This is a genomic window from Acinetobacter sp. YH01009 (assembly GCF_013420765.1).
GTDB classification, from domain to species: Bacteria; Pseudomonadota; Gammaproteobacteria; order Pseudomonadales; family Moraxellaceae; genus Acinetobacter; species Acinetobacter amyesii.
Genome location: NZ_VOYE01000027.1, coordinates 1 through 17,851 on the forward strand (window position 1 = coordinate 1; position 17,851 = coordinate 17,851).

General features: G+C 40.8%; 17 protein-coding genes, 1 rRNA gene and 3 pseudogenes. 10 read left to right on the forward strand and 11 right to left on the reverse strand.

Features of this window, described 5'->3' with window-relative positions; all coding sequences use genetic code 11:
* From FTT76_RS17535 to FTT76_RS16865, 4 genes are all read right to left on the reverse strand, one after another.
* Positions 1-69: ribosomal RNA gene (locus FTT76_RS17535) — 16S ribosomal RNA — on the reverse strand; the annotation flags it as partial.
* A gap of 454 nt (positions 70-523) precedes the next feature.
* A complete protein-coding gene (locus FTT76_RS16855; RefSeq protein ID WP_180009534.1) occupies positions 524-1,786 on the reverse strand; it encodes a hypothetical protein in 1,263 nt (420 codons plus the stop codon).
* Positions 1,783-2,424: an ABC transporter ATP-binding protein gene (locus tag FTT76_RS16860; protein WP_180009533.1), complete on the reverse strand. Its 642-nt coding sequence runs from the start codon at positions 2,422-2,424 to the stop codon at positions 1,783-1,785. The genes FTT76_RS16855 and FTT76_RS16860 overlap by 4 nt, the downstream gene beginning before the upstream one ends.
* A 111-nt stretch (positions 2,425-2,535) precedes the next feature.
* On the reverse strand, positions 2,536-3,132 hold the full coding sequence (locus tag FTT76_RS16865; protein WP_180009532.1) for a TetR/AcrR family transcriptional regulator: 597 nt from the start codon (positions 3,130-3,132) through the stop codon (positions 2,536-2,538).
* Between the two features lie 95 nt (positions 3,133-3,227).
* Between FTT76_RS16865 and FTT76_RS16870 the strand changes: the two are divergent.
* A pseudogene (locus FTT76_RS16870) lies at positions 3,228-4,434 on the forward strand (oxygenase MpaB family protein).
* A 47-nt stretch (positions 4,435-4,481) separates the two neighbouring features.
* Here FTT76_RS16870 and FTT76_RS16875 read toward each other — a convergent pair.
* From FTT76_RS16875 to def, 3 genes and pseudogenes are all read right to left on the reverse strand, one after another.
* Positions 4,482-6,485, reverse strand: a pseudogene (locus tag FTT76_RS16875) (TonB-dependent copper receptor); the annotation flags it as partial.
* A gap of 184 nt (positions 6,486-6,669) precedes the next feature.
* The gene (locus FTT76_RS16880) at positions 6,670-7,098 is read right to left on the reverse strand and encodes a DUF2946 family protein (RefSeq protein WP_180009530.1); all 429 of its coding nucleotides are present in this window, start codon (positions 7,096-7,098) and stop codon (positions 6,670-6,672) included.
* Positions 7,099-7,179: 81 nt separating this feature from the next.
* Positions 7,180-7,710: a peptide deformylase gene (gene def, locus FTT76_RS16885; protein ID WP_078191459.1), complete on the reverse strand. Its 531-nt coding sequence runs from the start codon at positions 7,708-7,710 to the stop codon at positions 7,180-7,182.
* A gap of 119 nt (positions 7,711-7,829) precedes the next feature.
* Here def and FTT76_RS16890 point away from each other — a divergent pair, with 119 nt between their 5' ends.
* The 3 genes from FTT76_RS16890 to FTT76_RS16900 all read left to right on the forward strand — a co-directional run bounded on the left by FTT76_RS16890 (position 7,830) and on the right by FTT76_RS16900 (position 10,877).
* A complete protein-coding gene (locus FTT76_RS16890; protein WP_180005331.1) occupies positions 7,830-8,984 on the forward strand; it encodes a LysM peptidoglycan-binding domain-containing protein in 1,155 nt (384 codons plus the stop codon).
* A gap of 110 nt (positions 8,985-9,094) precedes the next feature.
* Positions 9,095-10,276 carry a DNA-processing protein DprA gene (dprA, locus tag FTT76_RS16895; RefSeq protein ID WP_180009529.1) on the forward strand — a complete coding sequence of 394 codons (1,182 nt, stop codon included), beginning with the start codon at positions 9,095-9,097 and terminating at the stop codon, positions 10,274-10,276.
* Positions 10,277-10,307: 31 nt separating this feature from the next.
* Complete coding sequence (locus FTT76_RS16900) at positions 10,308-10,877, forward strand: L-threonylcarbamoyladenylate synthase (RefSeq protein WP_111885874.1); 570 nt, start codon at positions 10,308-10,310, stop codon at positions 10,875-10,877.
* Positions 10,878-11,316: 439 nt separating this feature from the next.
* Here FTT76_RS16900 and FTT76_RS16905 read toward each other — a convergent pair whose 3' ends face one another.
* Entirely contained in the window at positions 11,317-12,198 is an 882-nt protein-coding gene (locus FTT76_RS16905) for a DMT family transporter (protein ID WP_180009528.1), read from the reverse strand.
* A 125-nt stretch (positions 12,199-12,323) separates the two neighbouring features.
* On the opposite strand from FTT76_RS16905, the gene FTT76_RS16910 reads away from it, so the two are divergent.
* The 5 genes from FTT76_RS16910 to FTT76_RS16930 all read left to right on the forward strand — a co-directional run bounded on the left by FTT76_RS16910 (position 12,324) and on the right by FTT76_RS16930 (position 16,306).
* On the forward strand, positions 12,324-13,079 hold the full coding sequence (locus FTT76_RS16910; RefSeq protein ID WP_180009527.1) for a helix-turn-helix transcriptional regulator: 756 nt from the start codon (positions 12,324-12,326) through the stop codon (positions 13,077-13,079).
* A 144-nt stretch (positions 13,080-13,223) separates the two neighbouring features.
* Positions 13,224-13,769: a glutathione peroxidase gene (locus FTT76_RS16915; protein ID WP_111885877.1), complete on the forward strand. Its 546-nt coding sequence runs from the start codon at positions 13,224-13,226 to the stop codon at positions 13,767-13,769.
* A gap of 221 nt (positions 13,770-13,990) precedes the next feature.
* Entirely contained in the window at positions 13,991-14,368 is a 378-nt protein-coding gene (locus tag FTT76_RS16920) for an RcnB family protein (RefSeq protein WP_180009526.1), read from the forward strand.
* 142 nt (positions 14,369-14,510) lie between these two features.
* Positions 14,511-15,134, forward strand: coding sequence for a hypothetical protein (locus tag FTT76_RS16925; protein WP_180009525.1), 624 nt, complete (start codon positions 14,511-14,513; stop codon positions 15,132-15,134).
* Between the two features lie 158 nt (positions 15,135-15,292).
* Positions 15,293-16,306, forward strand: coding sequence for a pirin family protein (locus FTT76_RS16930; RefSeq protein ID WP_180009524.1), 1,014 nt, complete (start codon positions 15,293-15,295; stop codon positions 16,304-16,306).
* Between the two features lie 7 nt (positions 16,307-16,313).
* On the opposite strand, the gene FTT76_RS16935 is transcribed toward FTT76_RS16930, so the two are convergent.
* Entirely contained in the window at positions 16,314-16,781 is a 468-nt protein-coding gene (locus FTT76_RS16935) for a hypothetical protein (RefSeq protein WP_180009523.1), read from the reverse strand.
* Between the two features lie 105 nt (positions 16,782-16,886).
* Here FTT76_RS16935 and FTT76_RS16940 point away from each other — a divergent pair, with 105 nt between their 5' ends.
* Positions 16,887-17,330 carry an ATP-binding protein gene (locus FTT76_RS16940; protein ID WP_180009522.1) on the forward strand — a complete coding sequence of 148 codons (444 nt, stop codon included), beginning with the start codon at positions 16,887-16,889 and terminating at the stop codon, positions 17,328-17,330.
* Between the two features lie 6 nt (positions 17,331-17,336).
* Here FTT76_RS16940 and FTT76_RS16945 read toward each other — a convergent pair whose 3' ends face one another.
* Both FTT76_RS16945 and FTT76_RS16950 read right to left on the reverse strand, forming a co-directional pair.
* Positions 17,337-17,642 carry a hypothetical protein gene (locus tag FTT76_RS16945; RefSeq protein WP_180009521.1) on the reverse strand — a complete coding sequence of 102 codons (306 nt, stop codon included), beginning with the start codon at positions 17,640-17,642 and terminating at the stop codon, positions 17,337-17,339.
* Positions 17,643-17,741: 99 nt separating this feature from the next.
* Positions 17,742-17,851: pseudogene (locus FTT76_RS16950) on the reverse strand (IS5/IS1182 family transposase); the annotation flags it as partial.

Below are 17,851 nucleotides of genomic sequence, written 5' to 3' on the forward strand. Positions count from 1 at the left end.
CCGCTCGACTTGCATGTGTTAAGCCTGCCGCCAGCGTTCAATCTGAGCCATGATCAAACTCTTCAGTTTAAAATCAATAGTACCTTAAAGGGTACCAATCTTGGCTCATCAATTACTGACAAAAATTCGCTCAAATAAACTTCGAGTAATTTCTACCATCAATCAATGAAAATAATTTCGATCAATCAATCAGTAAAAATCCACACAAGTTGTTCTTCATAATCTCTTAATGATCTTCTTGATGGTTCGTCACCATCAAGCTAGGTCGGCTATATTACTCTTTATTTCTAAAGAGTCAACCGGTAATTTAAATTATTTTTAAACTTTCTCTCTAAAACCCAACTCAATCAATTCAACCAAGTCATTGTTTTATCAGAAGTTTTAATCTTCATCACCGCCGATGGATGTGCATTCTACAGCATTTCACATTCGTTGCAACACCCTTTTCCATTTATTTTTAATTTTTCATTACGTTTGTTTATTTATTCTACTAAATTAGTATTTTTTACTTAAAAAAGTGTTTTTAGCGTACAGAAAGCATGCAATATGCCACAGGCACCCATAAGATAAACATTAAAACTGGCATAACACCGTGCACTTCTTCAGGTTTTCTATACAGCCATTGAATAAATGGAATGGCGATACCAAATAATGTAACCATCAATAGCACATCAACCAATCCACCTTTCAGCAGTAGCCACAGCAAAACTGGCACACTCATCATTAAGCCAATTATCAATAAAAAACAGTATTCGTATTTTCTGAGCTGCCATCGTGTGAACCCTTGAATGATCCAGAATTGTTCTGCAGATTCAAAATTTGATTTTAAGTCCATTTTTATTACGCCTAGATTGAATAAACTCAGTGCAATATAGACGGCACACATTAATTGGAATAATTGTGAAGCAGTGAAATCAAGGCTCATGATGTTCCAAGTATCCACCTGTGTGGCGAACCAATACAAAATCACGACCGCAGTAACCGAAATACCGATACTGACAATACGATGGGTTAGAAATCTTTTATGAAATGCCTGACGAATAATGAGTTTATTTTGGTTGAGCCAAAGTGGGCTATATTTCTGTATCACAAATACGCTAGGTACTTGCAGCTTTATTGGTTTGGATTTCCTACCGAGCAGCCAGAATTTTATTGCCGCTATACAGATGAAAGTAGATAACAACACCGCAACGAGTTGAGCTTCCAATATCGCTAGGCTCAAAATGGGCAAATATGTCAAAAGGCAGACTAAAACCCAATATTGATTCTGTTGTAAAAGCAGCATTTGTATGATTAATAAATTAAAGATCCAAAGAAGCATCAATACACTAATACCAATGGAAGCCAAAAGCTCATACTCAACCCAAACATATAAAAGCGCCAAAACAAATGGCAATAACATCAAAAAGCTTAAACTGCCTAAAAATTTGATTTCCACTGCAAAGCGACTTTTGAGCGTGATTGGCAATAGCGCTAGATAGCGATACCCTTCTCCACCGCTCAAAGCTTTACGCTGTATCGCACACCAAAATACATTTAAGGCAAGAAAGCCTGTCCAAAGAAACAGATTCGTGATTAACGATTTGCAATAAACCAAATCAATAATGGGTTGCACTAAAGATAAGAGCAGTCCGAATAGCATTGGCCCGAGAATTAATGTGACTAAAATAAGTAAATGCTTTTGCCGTGCAACTGCGTCTGCTGTGGTCTTGACATAAAATATCCATCGATATTTCAAAAGCGTTTTTATGATTGTTCGCTGCCCAACATGTCTTTGTATATTCATGCCGCCTGCTCATTGGACTTTAACCTATCTAGCTCGATGATTTTTGCTGCAAGACTGTCTCTAAATACAGGATCATGGCAAGACAATAGAATCAATTTTGATTGGCTCTGCTGTAAAAGTATGCTTGTTAATTCAGCCAAGGCGTTTTGATCTAAGCCATTGCTCGGTTCATCTAAAATCAGTAATGGTGCCGAAGTCATTAAGGCTGCAACCAATAAAAACTTTTTGGTTGTGCCAAAAGACATGTCAGCAAATGGCGTGGCTAAATAGTGTTCTAATTTAAATTTTTCAATGAATATTTGATACTGCTCATGCGCTATCCCTCGAATATCACACATTAAATTCAGAAACTCCTGCCCTTGTAAAAAATCATAAATAGGGCTTTTATCTGGCACATAGGCCACAAGTTTCTTGTATTCATTGTTATGAGGGGCATATGGCTGATCATTAATCAAAATATTGCCTGCATCGAAATCCAGCATCCCAGCAATCATCGCAAGTAAGGTGGACTTCCCTACTCCATTCTCAGCGACAACAGCGACAATTCCGAATTCGTTTAACTCTAAATTTAGATTTGAAAATATACATTTTCCCGCAAAAGATTTGGACAATTGCTGCAAGCTCAAAGAAACCATCATGATGTTCCTGATTTATTATATTAAGTTATTGATTTATTATTAATCTATCTTCACATATCTTAGATCTGAATTAAATAGATTCTTTAATCGACAACTTTAATTTTTTCAGTGTTATTCACTATCTAAATACGCCAAAATCATCTTCGGCAATTCCACTTTAAGCTGCTGTTCTGTAATTAAAAAACTATTATTGCTCACATAGCGCATCATGGTAAATAAAGTACTGTTAATAATCACAAAAGAGCGATGTTTCAGCGTTTCAAAGTTCCAATGTGAATAATAACGATTAAATAAATACATCCCAACTTCAAAAAAATGCTTTTCCAAAACCTGAGAGGCATCTGAATGACTGTATTGATGCCAATGTTTTAAGATCTCAATGAAGAAGCCACGATCAGCTTTCAACATATCAAAGCCAAACTGAATACAAAGTGGGATCACCTCATAAATACTGTGCTGCTCTTGCTCCACGACTATATTTTTTAGTGCTAACCCCAATTGTTCTGATTTTCTGAGCAGTAACTCTTCTACGATTTGTTCTTTATTTTCAAAATATTGATAAATTGACCCAACGCTCACGCCAGATTTTTCCGCAATTTTGGGCGTCGTCAGCTCCAGTAAACCTTGTTCTGCAATACACAACTGCGCAGCTTGCAAAATGCTTTCCACGATCATTTTCGCGCGTTGTTGTTGTGGTCTTTTTCTCATTCTATTGCTCTCCAATGCGATAGTGTTATGCGAATTGAATGCGAATAAATATTCATATTAGTGTGGTATGCAACAATAACATTGAAGATCAAAACATGACCACCCACTTCAATACCCGACTGGCTTCATTTCAGGCCACGCAGCAATCTAATCTGCTGAGTTTTCTACTGTCTCATTTGACGGGTCAGGCTGCGCAGCCAAATTACGCTCAATATCTTGACCTCAATAAAGCCTTGCAATGTGGTGATCCACAGATGGAAAAAGTGCTCACGTGGATGATGCAGAACCCTAAGCAGCATCGTGAATATTTTGAAATTGCTTTATTTAAAGGTGTCGAGCAGCTTCCCTTTTCTATTCCTGAACTCGAGCATTTTTTTAAGCATGTTGAACAAACACCGCCGTGGGTAGAGCCAGAAAAAATACAGCAGGCCCTTGAATTCACCCATCGACTCGGGATTAACAATGGCTTTATTTTGCGCGATCTTTCACTCATGGTCGGTTATCTCTTCCCCGGTTTCAATCAGCCGCTCATGCTGACCGGTGCTTTAAAAAAACAAGCGGGTACACGTCTGGCTGAAACTACCAAATGGTGGGTAGATATCACTGAAGAACGCGGACTCGAACGTTTGCATGCAGGATTTACATCGACGATTTATGTGCGTTTTATTCATGCTTTGGTACGGCATCAACTCCAAAAAGGCAAAGACTGGGATTTTGCAACGTGGGGGGGTACCGATGAATCAATTTGACTTGGCGATGACCAATCTTGCCTTTAGCAGTGTGGTACTTTTGGGCATTCGCGCTTTAGGAATTTTTCCGTCAAAACAAGAAACTGAAAGCCTTTTGCATTTTTGGCGCTATGTCGGCTGGTTGATGGGTATTGATGAAAAATGGTTAATTGCAAAAGAATCTGACGGTTGGAAACTGCTGTATTGGATGCAATTTGTACACCCCCAATCCGATGCAAGCAGCATGGCTCTCGGTGCCAGTCTTTCTAAAGAACCTTTTGAAAGACAGTACAAATACCTCCGACCGCTTCAGCAAAAACTGGCTTATCGACAACATCTGGAGCTGACACAATTTTTTATTGGCAAAAAACGCATGCATAAATTAGGGCTCAAACCACAGTCCGCCGCATGGTTTGCCTATTATTTATTGGCTAGAAATCTTGTCCTGTATTCAGGCGCTAAGCATGTCCCAAGTTTAAATCAAAAATTACAGCAAAAAGGCCGTGCGATTCAAAAACTCGGTTTAGCACTGTATCAAAGTAAGGCCAAACAACTGGCGAGTATGCACCAATAAAAAAAGCAGAGCGATCGCTCTGCTTTTTGGATGACAAATATCAAGATTTAGAATTTCATCGAAATACGTGCCCAATAATTGCGACCAATATTATTAAACTGTTGATCGGTCGCTAAACCTGTCCCTGCATCACCCAGTTTATTCAGATGTTCGGTATAGGTTTTATTCAGGAGATTATCCACACCGACAGATACATCTACACCCTCATCAATATGATAAGTACCATTTAAAGACAGTGTGCCAAAACCTGCACTTTCTTTCAGGTCATAACCCACGATATTGCCTTGGTGCGCACTAATACGATTTTGCCCATCAACCACACGCCAAAACGCTCCCAAAGTATAATTATCTTGGATATAACGTAAGTTGATACGTGCTTCTAAAGGTGAGATTTGCGGTAATGGCTTGCCATCTGTGGTGTTTTTACCCCACGCATACATTGCGCTAACATCTGCTTGAATATGATCGCTAAATTGATAGCCAATCCCCGCTTCAGCTCCCGCAATGGTGGCATCGACATTTTTCGCACCCGCACTAAAGGTTGAACCATGATCATGCTCACCTGTATTTGGATGATCGTGATAACTCATCAAAATAAAGTCTTGAATCAGTCCCGCATAGGCAGACGCCCATGAACTGAATGCGCCATGTTCATGTTGATAGCCCACATCTAACTGCAAGGTTTTTTCAGGCTCGACGCCATTAAAGGTGTTTGTTGTGCCTGCATTACCGTGTTTAGGACTAAATAACTCCCAATAATCAGGCATGCGTTCCACATAGCCTAGACCGATATAGGTTTTACCATTGTCATGTTCAGGGTGTTTATTTTCAAAACGAATAAAAGCACTTGGCAATGTTTCATTCAGCTCCGTGTTATAGCCACTCGCTTTCGAAGCGGCACGCTCATCTTTCACTTGCACTTGATCGAGACGAAGACCTGAAACCAACTTATTGTTGTCACTCAATTGATAACTGACTTCTCCAAAACCGCCATAGGACTGAAATGCCATATCTCGCGTTAATGGCTTATTCATCGAAGGCATCATTTTCGACGTCATGCTGCCGGCATGCTTATTATTCTGCGTATCCAGTCCAGTAATGAACTGCAACTTATCCCATTCATGGGTTACCGCCATACGTGCATTTAACGTACGACGTGTAACCTGCATCGCCATTGGATTCGGCATCAGCATAGTCATTCCATGATGGGTCATTTCAGCTAAAGGTGGCTCACGCAAACTAAAGTTGTCCATGATATGGTCGTTATAACTATAGTTGACCTGTGCTTCAATTTTCTTAATCACCTCAGTGACATTCTTTTTCTCGACTCGAAGCCCCAAGCTTTCACGGGCAAATTGCGAACCATCCATCATTCGGCCCGCGTACACCGCCTCACCATCGGCTTTACCTCCAGTAAATTCTACCCATGTATCTTCGTTTGGCGTCCAACCGAGTGCCAAATCTGTATTCCAACGCTCCCAGTCTGACGGCACAGTATTACCATCTCCATCTTGGTAGCTGTCTGCAACAGAACGGCTAGCATTTAAACGGACATATTTATGCTCATCCCCCATGGCCGCCTCGACATTATGATCTAAACGACCATAAGAACCGATCATCACACTGGCTTGACCACGGTAGTTTTTATCAGCATCCAACTGTTCAGGTTTACGTTCAAACAAGACTGTTGCAGCAGAACCTGTATTGGCATATTGAACCGTTTGAGGTCCTTTAATTACTGAAATTCGATCATAACTTTCAGGGGAAATATAAGAAGTTGGTGCATCCATACGACTCGGACACGCCCCTAGATTTTCTGTGCCATCGGTCAAAATTTTAATGCGTGAACCAAACATGCCACGGAAGGTTGGATCTGCATTGGTTCCCCCATTTTTAATAGCACTAAAACCTACAATACTTTTTAAATAATCAGCCCCATCACTGGCAGGTATCGGTTGAATCGGCTGTTTGGGATTGGCACGAACAATCAGGCCATTGGCATCATTCCCCTGATGTGATGTCACCACAATCGGTGCCAAAGTCTGTACCGCATTGGTTTCCGTCATCTCTACGGACATCTCGTCAGCCATCACAGAAGTTGAATAGCAGGCAACACAAATTGCAGCCGCAAGAGGCTGTAGAAAAAATTTAGGCTGAGCCATGTTTATCTCACAAAATACATAAATAAAGGCGTACCAGAGTCCTCAACGACCCAAGTTAAAAAAAACGTCGGATTTATGCAGCGAGTGGTGGGGCTCGACCTTGCGGAAGTAAAAAGAGTTGTTGAAGAACAAACCAGACATGCTTGAAAGCTTTTTGAAAAGCAATTAAACGAACTTGAATTCGATCAAGCACTTCTTTTACATCAAGTTCAGGGGGCAAAACCAAATTGCCATAGACTGTACAATACTGACATTGATGACTGGCATCATGTTCATGGCCAGTATGATCGACTTGAACTTGCTCAGCGTGAGCGGAAGATGAATGGTGTGAATGTGCGGTATGTTCAGCATGAACATTGGGAAGTAAAAGTGCACGCGTAATGGTTTCGCAGACCGGAGCAACTTGATATTGCTTGGGCAACAATGGCTGTAAAAAAACAGCAATCTGCAAAAAAACGGCTGCAAAGGACAGCAGCACTCCACTACGAAACAATACAAGCAAACCCTAACATTTGTCTGACCCAAGTATAACAAAGCCCAATCGAAATTGGGCTTGTCTCAGGTATTTTTTAACCGCGATCAATTAACGTTTAACTGCGACTTTATCTTTTTGACGTTGGCGAACCAATTTTTCCACTTTGTCACGTGCACGTTGACGTTTCAAAGGCGATAGATAGTCGACGAATAACTTACCATTTAAGTGATCCATTTCATGTTGGATACAAACTGCGAGAAGTCCGTCCGCTTCCACTTCAAATGATTGACCTTCAAGGTTAATTGCCTGAATTTTTACACGTGACGGGCGCTCAACTTTATCGTATATTTGAGGCACTGATAAACAGCCTTCTTCATAGGGCTGCGTCTCTTGCGTCAATGGCGTAATTTTGGGGTTAATAAACACCATGGGTTGATCTTTTTCTTCAGATAAATCCATGACTATCAGCTGAATATGGTGATCTACCTGTGTTGCTGCCAGGCCAATTCCCGGTGCTTCATACATAGTTTCAAACATGTCGGCTGCTAACTGACGAATTTCATCAGTAACTTCTTCGACTGGTTTTGCAATGGTACGAAGACGGGGATCGGGGAAACTTAAAATAGGTAATAAGGCCATACGACGTCCTCACTTATGCCATTGATCAAAAAACAAAATGAAGGAATGCTTCATCAAAAAATTGTGTGTAATATCGTTATTATAACGCAGTTACATACATAATTTTAGGAATTATGATAATGAAAAAGGTTTTGAAGGGCATGCCAACTTTTAGTGCCTTGGGGTTTAAAAAACAATTATTGGCGCTTACAGTCTGTGTAAGTGTGGGGATGGGAATGGTCAGTGTTGCAGAAGCTGCCCCTGCTCGTAACGTCAATCCACCATCATTGAAGGTAGGTGCGCCTCAAGTTTATGTGGTGAAAAAAGGCGATACGTTGTGGGATATTTCCAAGCGCTTCTTAAAAAATCCTGTGCGCTGGCCTGAAATCTGGGCGAGCAATAAACACGTGAAAAATCCGCACTGGATTTTCCCAGGTGACCGCCTACTCATGTGTACCTACAATGGCCGCCCAATCATCGGTAAAGATGAGGGTGATGGCTGTGAAGGTATTATTCGTCGCTATACAGGTGGCACTAAACTTCAACCACAAGTTCGTGTTGAATCCCTAAATAGTGCGATTCCGGTTATTCCATTGGAATATATTAAGCAATGGCTTGAGCGCAGCATGATTGTTGCCGCTGATTCTGTTGAAGGTACACCTTACATTTTAGGTACAGCTGATCAACGTGTATTAGCTGCCAAAGGCCAAACAGTTTATGCACGCGGCCAAGGTATGCAAGTTGGTCAACGTTATGCTGTTTACCGTGAAGGCGAACCGTACATCTTTACCGATGCAAACGGCAAAAAATACAACGCAGGTTTAGAACTGACTCAAGTCGCTTCAGGTGTTGCTGTTCGTGGTGAAAATGACATTACCACTTTAGAACTAACCGATACTTATAATGCCGAAGTTCGTCGTGGCGATCGTGTTCTTCCTGAATATGATCCAATGCTACCAACGCTGTTCTATCCAACCAATGCTGAAAATGTCACTGCTGGCGGAAGTGTAGTTCGTGTTATGGGCTCGATTGGTACTGCAGCAGTTCACAGTGTGGTGACGATCGACCGTGGTAGCTTACAAGGCGTTCAATCTGGTCAAGTCTTTAGCGTGAACCAAAAAGGTGAAATCGTGACTGATCCAAAAACCAAAGAACGTGTTCAACTTCCAGGAAAACGTATTGGCAACATCATGGTATTCAAAACATTTGATAACTTAAGCTATGCTTATGTACTTGAAAGCGAATTACCAATCAAAGTGGGCGCAACGATTCAGCCACCACTGATGGATGACTAAGACCAAATCCATAAAAATGAGGCTGTATTTCAGCCTCATTTTTATTATCCAACAACAATATCACTAATAATTTTAAACCATAAAAAGAAGACATATTCAAAGGTCTCATTATGCTCAACTCATTAACTGACTTGCATTTAGATTACATTCGCCTGTGGTTTGTGGTGCAACACTCACTTCGTAGTTTCTATAAAATTCAGCAGCACTATCCTGCCCTACACTACGCCCTTAAGCCTGATCAAATCACCACATGGCAAAAATTAGGACTGCATAAAAATCATTTAAAGCGCTTTGAAGAATTTCATAGTCCAAGTGGACAGCTTAGCTTTGAAAAATGTCTCAAGGATATTGAACAATACAGTGACTTTGTACTGATTCCTGAAGACCTAAACTATCCACAACAGCTTTTACCTTATAGCGACAAGCCGCCGATTCTATTTGGGCAAGGTAATGCCCAAGCCTTGATGCAACCCCAAATTGCGATTGTGGGTAGCCGCAAACCTAGTCCCCAAGGTCGGCAAATTGCTTATGATTTTGCTTATTATCTAAGTGAGCAAGGGTTCTACATCAATAGCGGTTTAGCACAAGGAATTGATGAAGCGGCACATCGCGCTGCCATACAACACCACAGAACCATTGCCGTGATGGGCACAGGTTTAGATCAAACTTATCCGACCGCACATCAGAGTTTAAGACAAGAAATCATCCAACATGGGGGAACCGTAATCAGTGAGTTTCTTCCACACACTCCCCCATTGCAACACCATTTTCCACATCGAAATCGTATCGTGAGTGGGCTCAGTCTTGGTGTCATCGTGGCGGAGGCGGCATTAAAAAGTGGTTCACTGATCACAGCTCAACGTGCTGCCGAACAAGGCAAATCTATTTTTGCCATTCCTGGCCATATTTATAGTGAGTCGCATCAAGGTTGCCATCAACTCATACGAGAAGGTGCAATTTTGATTGATCATCCACAACAGGTTATTGAAGACTTGGCACTAGCCACACAGTGGCAATCACAGGCTGCCGAGACCTTAACAACCACCGAAATAGCGACACCCGAAACAGCAATATCGGACACCCCGCCACCCGAACCTATCCCAGAACATTTAATTGCGCTGTATCGGCAACTCGATTGGGTCGGCCAAGGCCTTGATCAATTGTCCATTCAACTCAAAATTGATACCGCGACATTGACCAGTCAACTGATGGAATTAGAGTTAATGGGCTATGCCACACAACAAGCCGGACACTACCTACGTTGTCGAATGGGTAAATTAGGTTCACAATAGTCCTTTGTCGAATCAGATAAGGTCTATAGAAATGATTACCACCTCTGTTGCAGAAGCAGCTTCCTGTCTTAAAAAAGGTCAGGTTCTCGCATATCCTACAGAGGCTGTTTGGGGATTGGGCTGTGATCCCTACAATGAGCAAGCCTTTCTCGAAATTTTGCGCTTAAAACAACGTCCCATTGAAAAAGGCGTGATTTTATTGGCTGCCAATGTCGCTCAAGTTGAACACCTGCTCCAAGGCTTAACAGAAGATATGCGTCAGCAAGTCATTGCGACATGGACCAACCGTAAACCCAATGAGCGTGCAACCACATGGTTATTACCAGCTGGTGACCATATTCCAACATGGATTAAAGGCAATCATCCAAAAGTCGCAGTCCGTGTGACGACCCACTCTTTATGTGTGGCTTTATGCCAAGCTTTTAATGGCTTTATTGTGTCTACCAGCGCCAATCCTGCAGGATTAACCCCTGCCCGTTCCTTACAAGAAGCCAATCAGTATTTTGCCAATGAACTCAATTATTTAAATGGTGATCTCGGCCTAAGCCAAGAACCAAGTAAAATTATTGATGCTGAAACAGGTGAAATCATCCGCGCATAAGCTCGGATGCCTGTCTACACCTGCCTTTCGGGGAAATACAGACAAAAAAAAGCTCAGCCATATAGGGATGGCTGAGCATAAAAAAGGATGTGTATAAAATCACATCCAGAGGGTCTTGCAATCTCTGGGTAAATATTAAGTAATTATTAAGAACTACTTCATCATTTACGATGAAAGTATTATGTAATATTTTTTTAAATTTAACAAATAGATTTTTTATATAAATAAAACTACTGATAAGCACTTTATTTGTGATTTTATAACCACTTAGTCAAAATATGTGCCTATTTTTGATTGATTTTTAAGACGAGCATTTGTTTTTTTAATTCAGTTTTACACTCAAAAATCCATTTTCAAAAGATTTACCCTATAAAAAAACAAGTTTGTTTGCTTGTTTTTTAATCAACACTTCTCATAAATTTTCAACTTTTTACTGGATTTACTTACGCTGCGCCAAGATCACCCCAGTAATCGCCATCACTGTGCCGACACTATGATAAAACATCCACTGCTCAGCCAACCAGAAATAGGCAACGATCGCGGTAAATACCGGCATCAAATTCATAAAAATACTGGTGCGATTCGGGCCGAGATGTTGTACAGCCAACATCCATACCAACGGTGCAATCAATGATGGAAAAATTGCCGCATAAAATACACTTGGCGCATTGGTAGGATTAATCGCGTCTATGCCTAAATACAACACGAATGGCAAGTGATATAAAACGGCAAAGAAAATTTGTACATATAAGCTCAACAGTAGCGGAAGTTTCAATTGCCATTTTTTTAAAAACACCCCATAAAAGGCATAAAAGAACACTGCGAAGATCATGAGGATATCGCCGAAATGTCCGCCCATATTCAGTAATTGACTGAAATCTCCTTGCGCAATGACAAACAATAGCCCCGTAAATGAAATCGCACAGCCTAAGATGGCATAGCGGTTGGGCACATCTTTAATTAAGAAAAATGCAACTGCAATCGTAAAAACAGGGATGAAGGCATTGATGATGCCCATATTGGTTGCCGTCGTATAATGCGCAGCGGTATAGCCCAAGCCTTGATATAACACCATGCCAAAAGCACTCAGCACAGCCAATTGCTGCCAATGCTGCCCGATAAGCTGTCTTTGCTGCCAAACGGTTTTGAGCATAAATGGGGTCAGGATCAAAAATGCAATAAACCATCGATAAAAACTGATACTGACTGGTGAAATATAATCAGTCACATAGCGGGTGACGGTAATATTTAACGACCATATAAATACCGCGATCAGAGGCAAACAAATTGCAAATTTCGCCCAACGCGCTTGAAGCAACATGTCTGACTCCTCAATATATCGTGCAAAGATTGGTCTAGATATTTTGAGTGATGTCTGTTTTAATTGAAATACATGATTTCAGACATTTATATTGTAGTTCAGACATCGACTCTTAGGCTGATATGATGTCATCACCGATTGAACAACAGATCGAGCTTTTTGAAGCACACTACACCACATTAGATACGGTCTATCCGCACAGTTGTCTTTGGGGTGATTTTAATTTTTGTCTCGATGGTATTTTCGAATATGAAATACAAGGGCAACATCATCTCTCACCTGCCAGTTATGGGGTGTGGATTCCACCACATACAAAACATTGCTCGGTAGCGATTGATGAACAACCCATTCATTATGTGGCAATCCGACTGGCACCAGATCTCTGCATAGATTTTCCCAAGCAGACGGAAGTATTTAGCATCCAACCGTTCTTTCGTTTGTTGGTGCAAGAAATTTTGGCCTTTCCTACAGAGCAACATACCACACCACACTATCGACACCTGCTACAGGTCTTATTCGACCAATTAAAAACAGCGCCCAAACATCAACATTATTTACCGCAAAGCCATGATGCGGTGTTAAAGCCGATCTTGGCGCAGCTCGCAGATGTAGATCATTTTAGCTTGAGCCTACAGCGATGCTTATCCAATGTTGCTTTGAGTGAGCGTCAGTTATTGCGACTGAGTCAGAACGAACTGCAAATGAGCCTTTCTGAATGGCGAAACCGTGCAAAAATTATTTATGCCATTCAACAACTCCGCGCTGGTCAGTCTATTAAAGCTCTCAGCTATGAATTGGGTTATCAACACAGCTCAAGCTTTATTGAGTTTTTTAAACGCTATACAGGAAAAACCCCAAACCAACACCGTGCCACTACTTAAACGATAAGCACTCAAGCAAGCCTCAGCTCGAATTCTGCAAACTACTACAAAAATTATGCGAAAAGCCTATCGATAAAAGCTTGCTGTTCACCAGATTTCCCTTTAAAACAAGGATGAAAGGCACAACTTCAATTAGGAACGAATATGTCAGCTTCAGTTTACGATATCCCGGTAAAAACCATCCAAGGTGATGACACCACACTCAATCAATACCAAGGCAAGGTTTTATTATTGGTCAATGTAGCCTCTAAATGTGGGCTAACACCACAATACGAAGGCCTAGAGAAACTCTATACAGAGAAGAAATCACAAGGTTTTGAAGTCTTAGGTTTTCCTGCCAATAACTTTTTAGAACAAGAACCTGGTTCTGAAGCTGAAATTCAAGAATTTTGCTCGATCAACTACAAGGTTGATTTTCCACTTTTCGCAAAAATTTCTGTTGCTGGCGCGGACAAACACCCACTTTATCAAACTTTAACCCAAGCCATTCCTGAACGCATTGGTGAAGGCCCATGGTGGGATGATTTAGTTGAATACGGCTTAACACCAAATCCAAAGCCTGAAGTGCTCTGGAACTTTGAAAAATTCCTCGTGAATAAACAAGGCGAAGTTGTGGCACGTTTTGCACCTGACATCAAGGCAGATGATGCACGTATTGTCGACGCAATCAACGCTGAATTAGCCAAATAATCCGACAATTCCCCAGTCTCTCAGTTAAGATTATTGTGATTTTAACTGAGATTGATCATTTTAAAATATCGAAACACTGTGTAATTATTATCATATAGCGATAATTTACATGATTTACTCATTGTTTTAATATTTAGCATACAGATCGTTCAAAGTTTCCCTGTAAATACTCACTATGATGAGTCTTATCAAATCACATCTAGCAGTAAACAGGTGAACTTATGAATAAATTAATGAAAGCTATCGTTTTATCTATTTCGACAGCACTTGTTACTGCTCCAGCAATGGCTGCACCGCAAAATAGCCAACAACATGCACCTGCGCATAACCAAAATACGAAAGCTCAACAGCACACTAAACAAAACACACCAGTAAAAAACCAAAGCCAGAACAAGAAAAAAGCCGTAAATCCATCACATGATTGGCGTTCTGGACAAAAAGTACCTTCTGAATACCGTGGTCATAGCTACAAAGTAGACCACACCAAATACAAAAAATTGTCTAAACCAGGCAAAAACCAGCAATGGATTAAAGTGAATGGCGACTACATTTTAATGAATGCTGTCAGCCACGCCATGATCAAAATCATTGCGGGTTAAACCCACCAAAACATCAAAAGAGGGCAAATGCCCTCTTTTTTTGTTCAAGCGATTATTTTGTTATTACTTTGCAACAATCTATTTTTAATCCACATTCTGCCCCTATATTCAAAGCATAGACTTAACACATAGTGATGATTGAATGAAAAAGCTAGTGCAGAATGCCCTTCTCCCTTTTGCCATTTTTAGTGGTGTTTTGGTGCTGATTGGCTGTGAACCTGCCACAGCACCGCAACAGGAACAAGAAATCGCAGCAGAAAATGATCACTCTGCAACAACATCAACAAACGAAGATCAATCTGCGACACAAAGTCAGGCGATAGATCAAAGCCAATTAAAAAGCGGCAATATGTTTTATATCGTTCGTGATGTTGCGGATATGCAACTTAAAGCCGGCAATTATGTTGAACAACTCAAACAAACGCAGGTCGATTTAGAAGCCGCAGTCAGCAACCAAGATCATCTCCAATTGCAAAAAGCGGCAACCCAGCTGCAACAGCAGCTCAAAGGTTTCAATCAAGCTTTGAATGATTTAAATCTAAAAAGTACTGAAATCAATGATATTCGCAGCAATTTACAGGCAGCGAATCAGCAAGTATTGGCCTCACCTTTTCTCAATGGACAAGTCGATTTAAGCAAAGTTGATTTTCAGAAAATTCAAAATCAAATGGGCAATATTCAAGCTGAAATGCTGAAATTGGCAGGTATGTTGATCCAAGATCAAGCTGGAAAAAGCTCATCTACTGCACCCACTGAAACTGAATAAATAGCGAAATCTAGCATTTCCATTGCATTCCACCTGTTTTAAATCAAAAAAGCGTTAGACCTTGAGCTAACGCTTTTTTTCTTACAGTTCCGCTATAGAACACCACTGTTTTTCCTTTTAGATTAATGCTTAATAATAAAGCCAATGATGGAACAGTTATGTCAAACGCTGTGATTTATAACATTACACCCATTACCTTTCGTTTAGATTTAAAAGATCCTTTCTTATTTACTGCTCATCATGTTGATCATTTTCCTGCTGCAAATGCAGACATGGGGCCAAAAACAGCCGCAGAGAAAGATGAATTCAATATGTACTATGGCGATGTGGTTCCAGGTTTCCCAGAGCATCCACACACTGGCTTTGAAACCATTACCTTGGTTGAACAAGGCTATGTCGATCACTTTGACTCCTTAGGCAATGGCGGACGCTATGCTGCGGGTGATGTGCAATGGCTGTCTACAGGCAATGGCGTTGAACACTGTGAAATGTTCCCCCTACTGCATGAAGATAAAGCCAATCCTTTTGAACTTTTCCAAATTTGGTTTAATTCATCAGCTGAACAGAAAACCCATGATGCTGACTATAAAATGTTTTGGCGTGAAGAGATTCCTCACGTCTTTGAAACGGATAGTGAAGGAAAAAAATCGGATATCCGTGTGATTTCAGGGCAGTTTAAATCCACTGATGCTATTTCCCGACCGCCACACTCATGGGCGGCTGCCGCAGAAAATAAGGTCAACATTTATTTAATCACCATGCAAGCAGGTGCAGAGTTGGTGATTCCCGCAACAACAAGTAGCTCCAACCGTTTTGCTTATTTCTATCAAGGCAATACATTAGAAATAGAAGGTCAAACCATTCAGATGAAGCATTTGGTTGAACTCCAATCAGATGCCAACGTCCATCTCAAAGCAGGCGGATTAGAAGCACGGATTCTGTGGTTAGAAGGTGAACCGATTAATGAACCCGTGGCGATGCGCGGTCCATTTGTGCTCAATACCACGGAAGAACTCGATGCGGCTTTTAAACGCTATCGTGAAACCCATTTTGGAGATTGGCATTGGCCAACACCTGCACCCGTTTTCAAACGTGATCAGGCTCGATTTGCCAGTTATGAAGGCGGTAAACGTGTAGAGCACCCAGAGCAAGAAAACTCACAAGCGTCTTAAAGTTCAATTAGTTGGATTGAGCAAATTCAAAGGTATTGCAGTTTTTATCTTGTCCAAGTGCGCGCTGAACATCTTGTTTAAAGCGTGCTTGGGCAAAGGTATATTGCTTCGGCAAAAATAAGGTAATACGTGTCGTCTGTGGATCTAAACTTTCGACCAACATTTTATGCAAATACGCCCCATGCTCGGTTCGTGCCATCAATGTCCCCTGCTCCAAATGCTCTTCTAAACGATTATCAGTATAGACGTAGCGATTGTTCGCGGTAAACGCAACACAGTGATTATAGGCTTGGCGCAGATTTCGAAAGGCGGTCAAATATGGGATCTCAAGCTCCGTACTGATGCCATTATCAACCGATTCAGCGACAAGTGCAGCTTCAGTGGGAAGATTGGGTGTCGTAACGTATTGGCTTTGGCATGCAAGGAGCAAACCACAACAAAGACACAGTGATAAACTGGTGAAAAATTTGTGCATACGGACCTTTGCAAATTGTTCTTATTTATTTTGTAGAGATTGTAGCAAAACTGGGTTGCTGATTTAATACTCTACTATTCATTCCGTACTTTCATTGCAGACACCATGCAGCTGATTATTTTTACAGGCGTTCAAGCCTCTGGCAAATCCACCTTTTACATGTTGAATTTATATCATAGCCATTTACGTATTAATTTGGATATGTTGAAAACCCGACATCGGGAAAATATGATCTTTGAAGCAGGTTTGGCATCCAAAACGAAAATGGTGATTGATAATACCAACCCAGATCGGGAAGCTCGTGCTCGCTATATCCAACGTGCAATTGATGCAGGTTTTGAGGTGATTGCTTATTATTTTGAAACCGATTTGGACAGTACCTTAAAGCGCAACAGTTTTCGTGAAGGTAAAGCCAATATTCCAGAAGTTGGCGTGCGTGCAACCTATCGAAAGCTTCAAGTTCCATCACAGGATGAAGGCTTTGATCAAATTTTTAAAATAAAAATTATCAGTCACGGCGAGTTTTCAATTTTACCCATGCATGAATAACGAGCATTAACCTACTTTTTGGCTATCTTGCCATTTTTTAAAAGCCGATTGCATAGCCTGACGCTCATATGGTTTCACTAAACGACTTTCTAATGAAGCAAAATCACCTTTATAAGCAGCAGCGACCATCGATTTTGCCAATTCTTGAATACTCACGCGCCCACGGTGTTCATATTGTTGAACTTCTTCATGGGTGAGTTCAACATCCCAACATGACACTACAGAACTTAGATCAACCGCAATGCTCAAGTAATACTGATCAAAGTCTTGATAAAGTTCCCAAAAATGCGGCTCATAGGCAATAAGGTTCATGGTGCAATGCTAGCTAATTGAATTTAATCACTATAAAGATTGTATTGAATAAAATATATTCAACTTTAGATATTATATTCAGTAGATTTCTTTCATAAGTCATTTTTCACTCAGCTCCAAGTTATAAATTCCAGCAATTAGATTGAATCTTAATGCTAGTCTTTTGCCTCGATTGCGATATCGCTCAGCAAGAATTTTGAAGGTTTTCA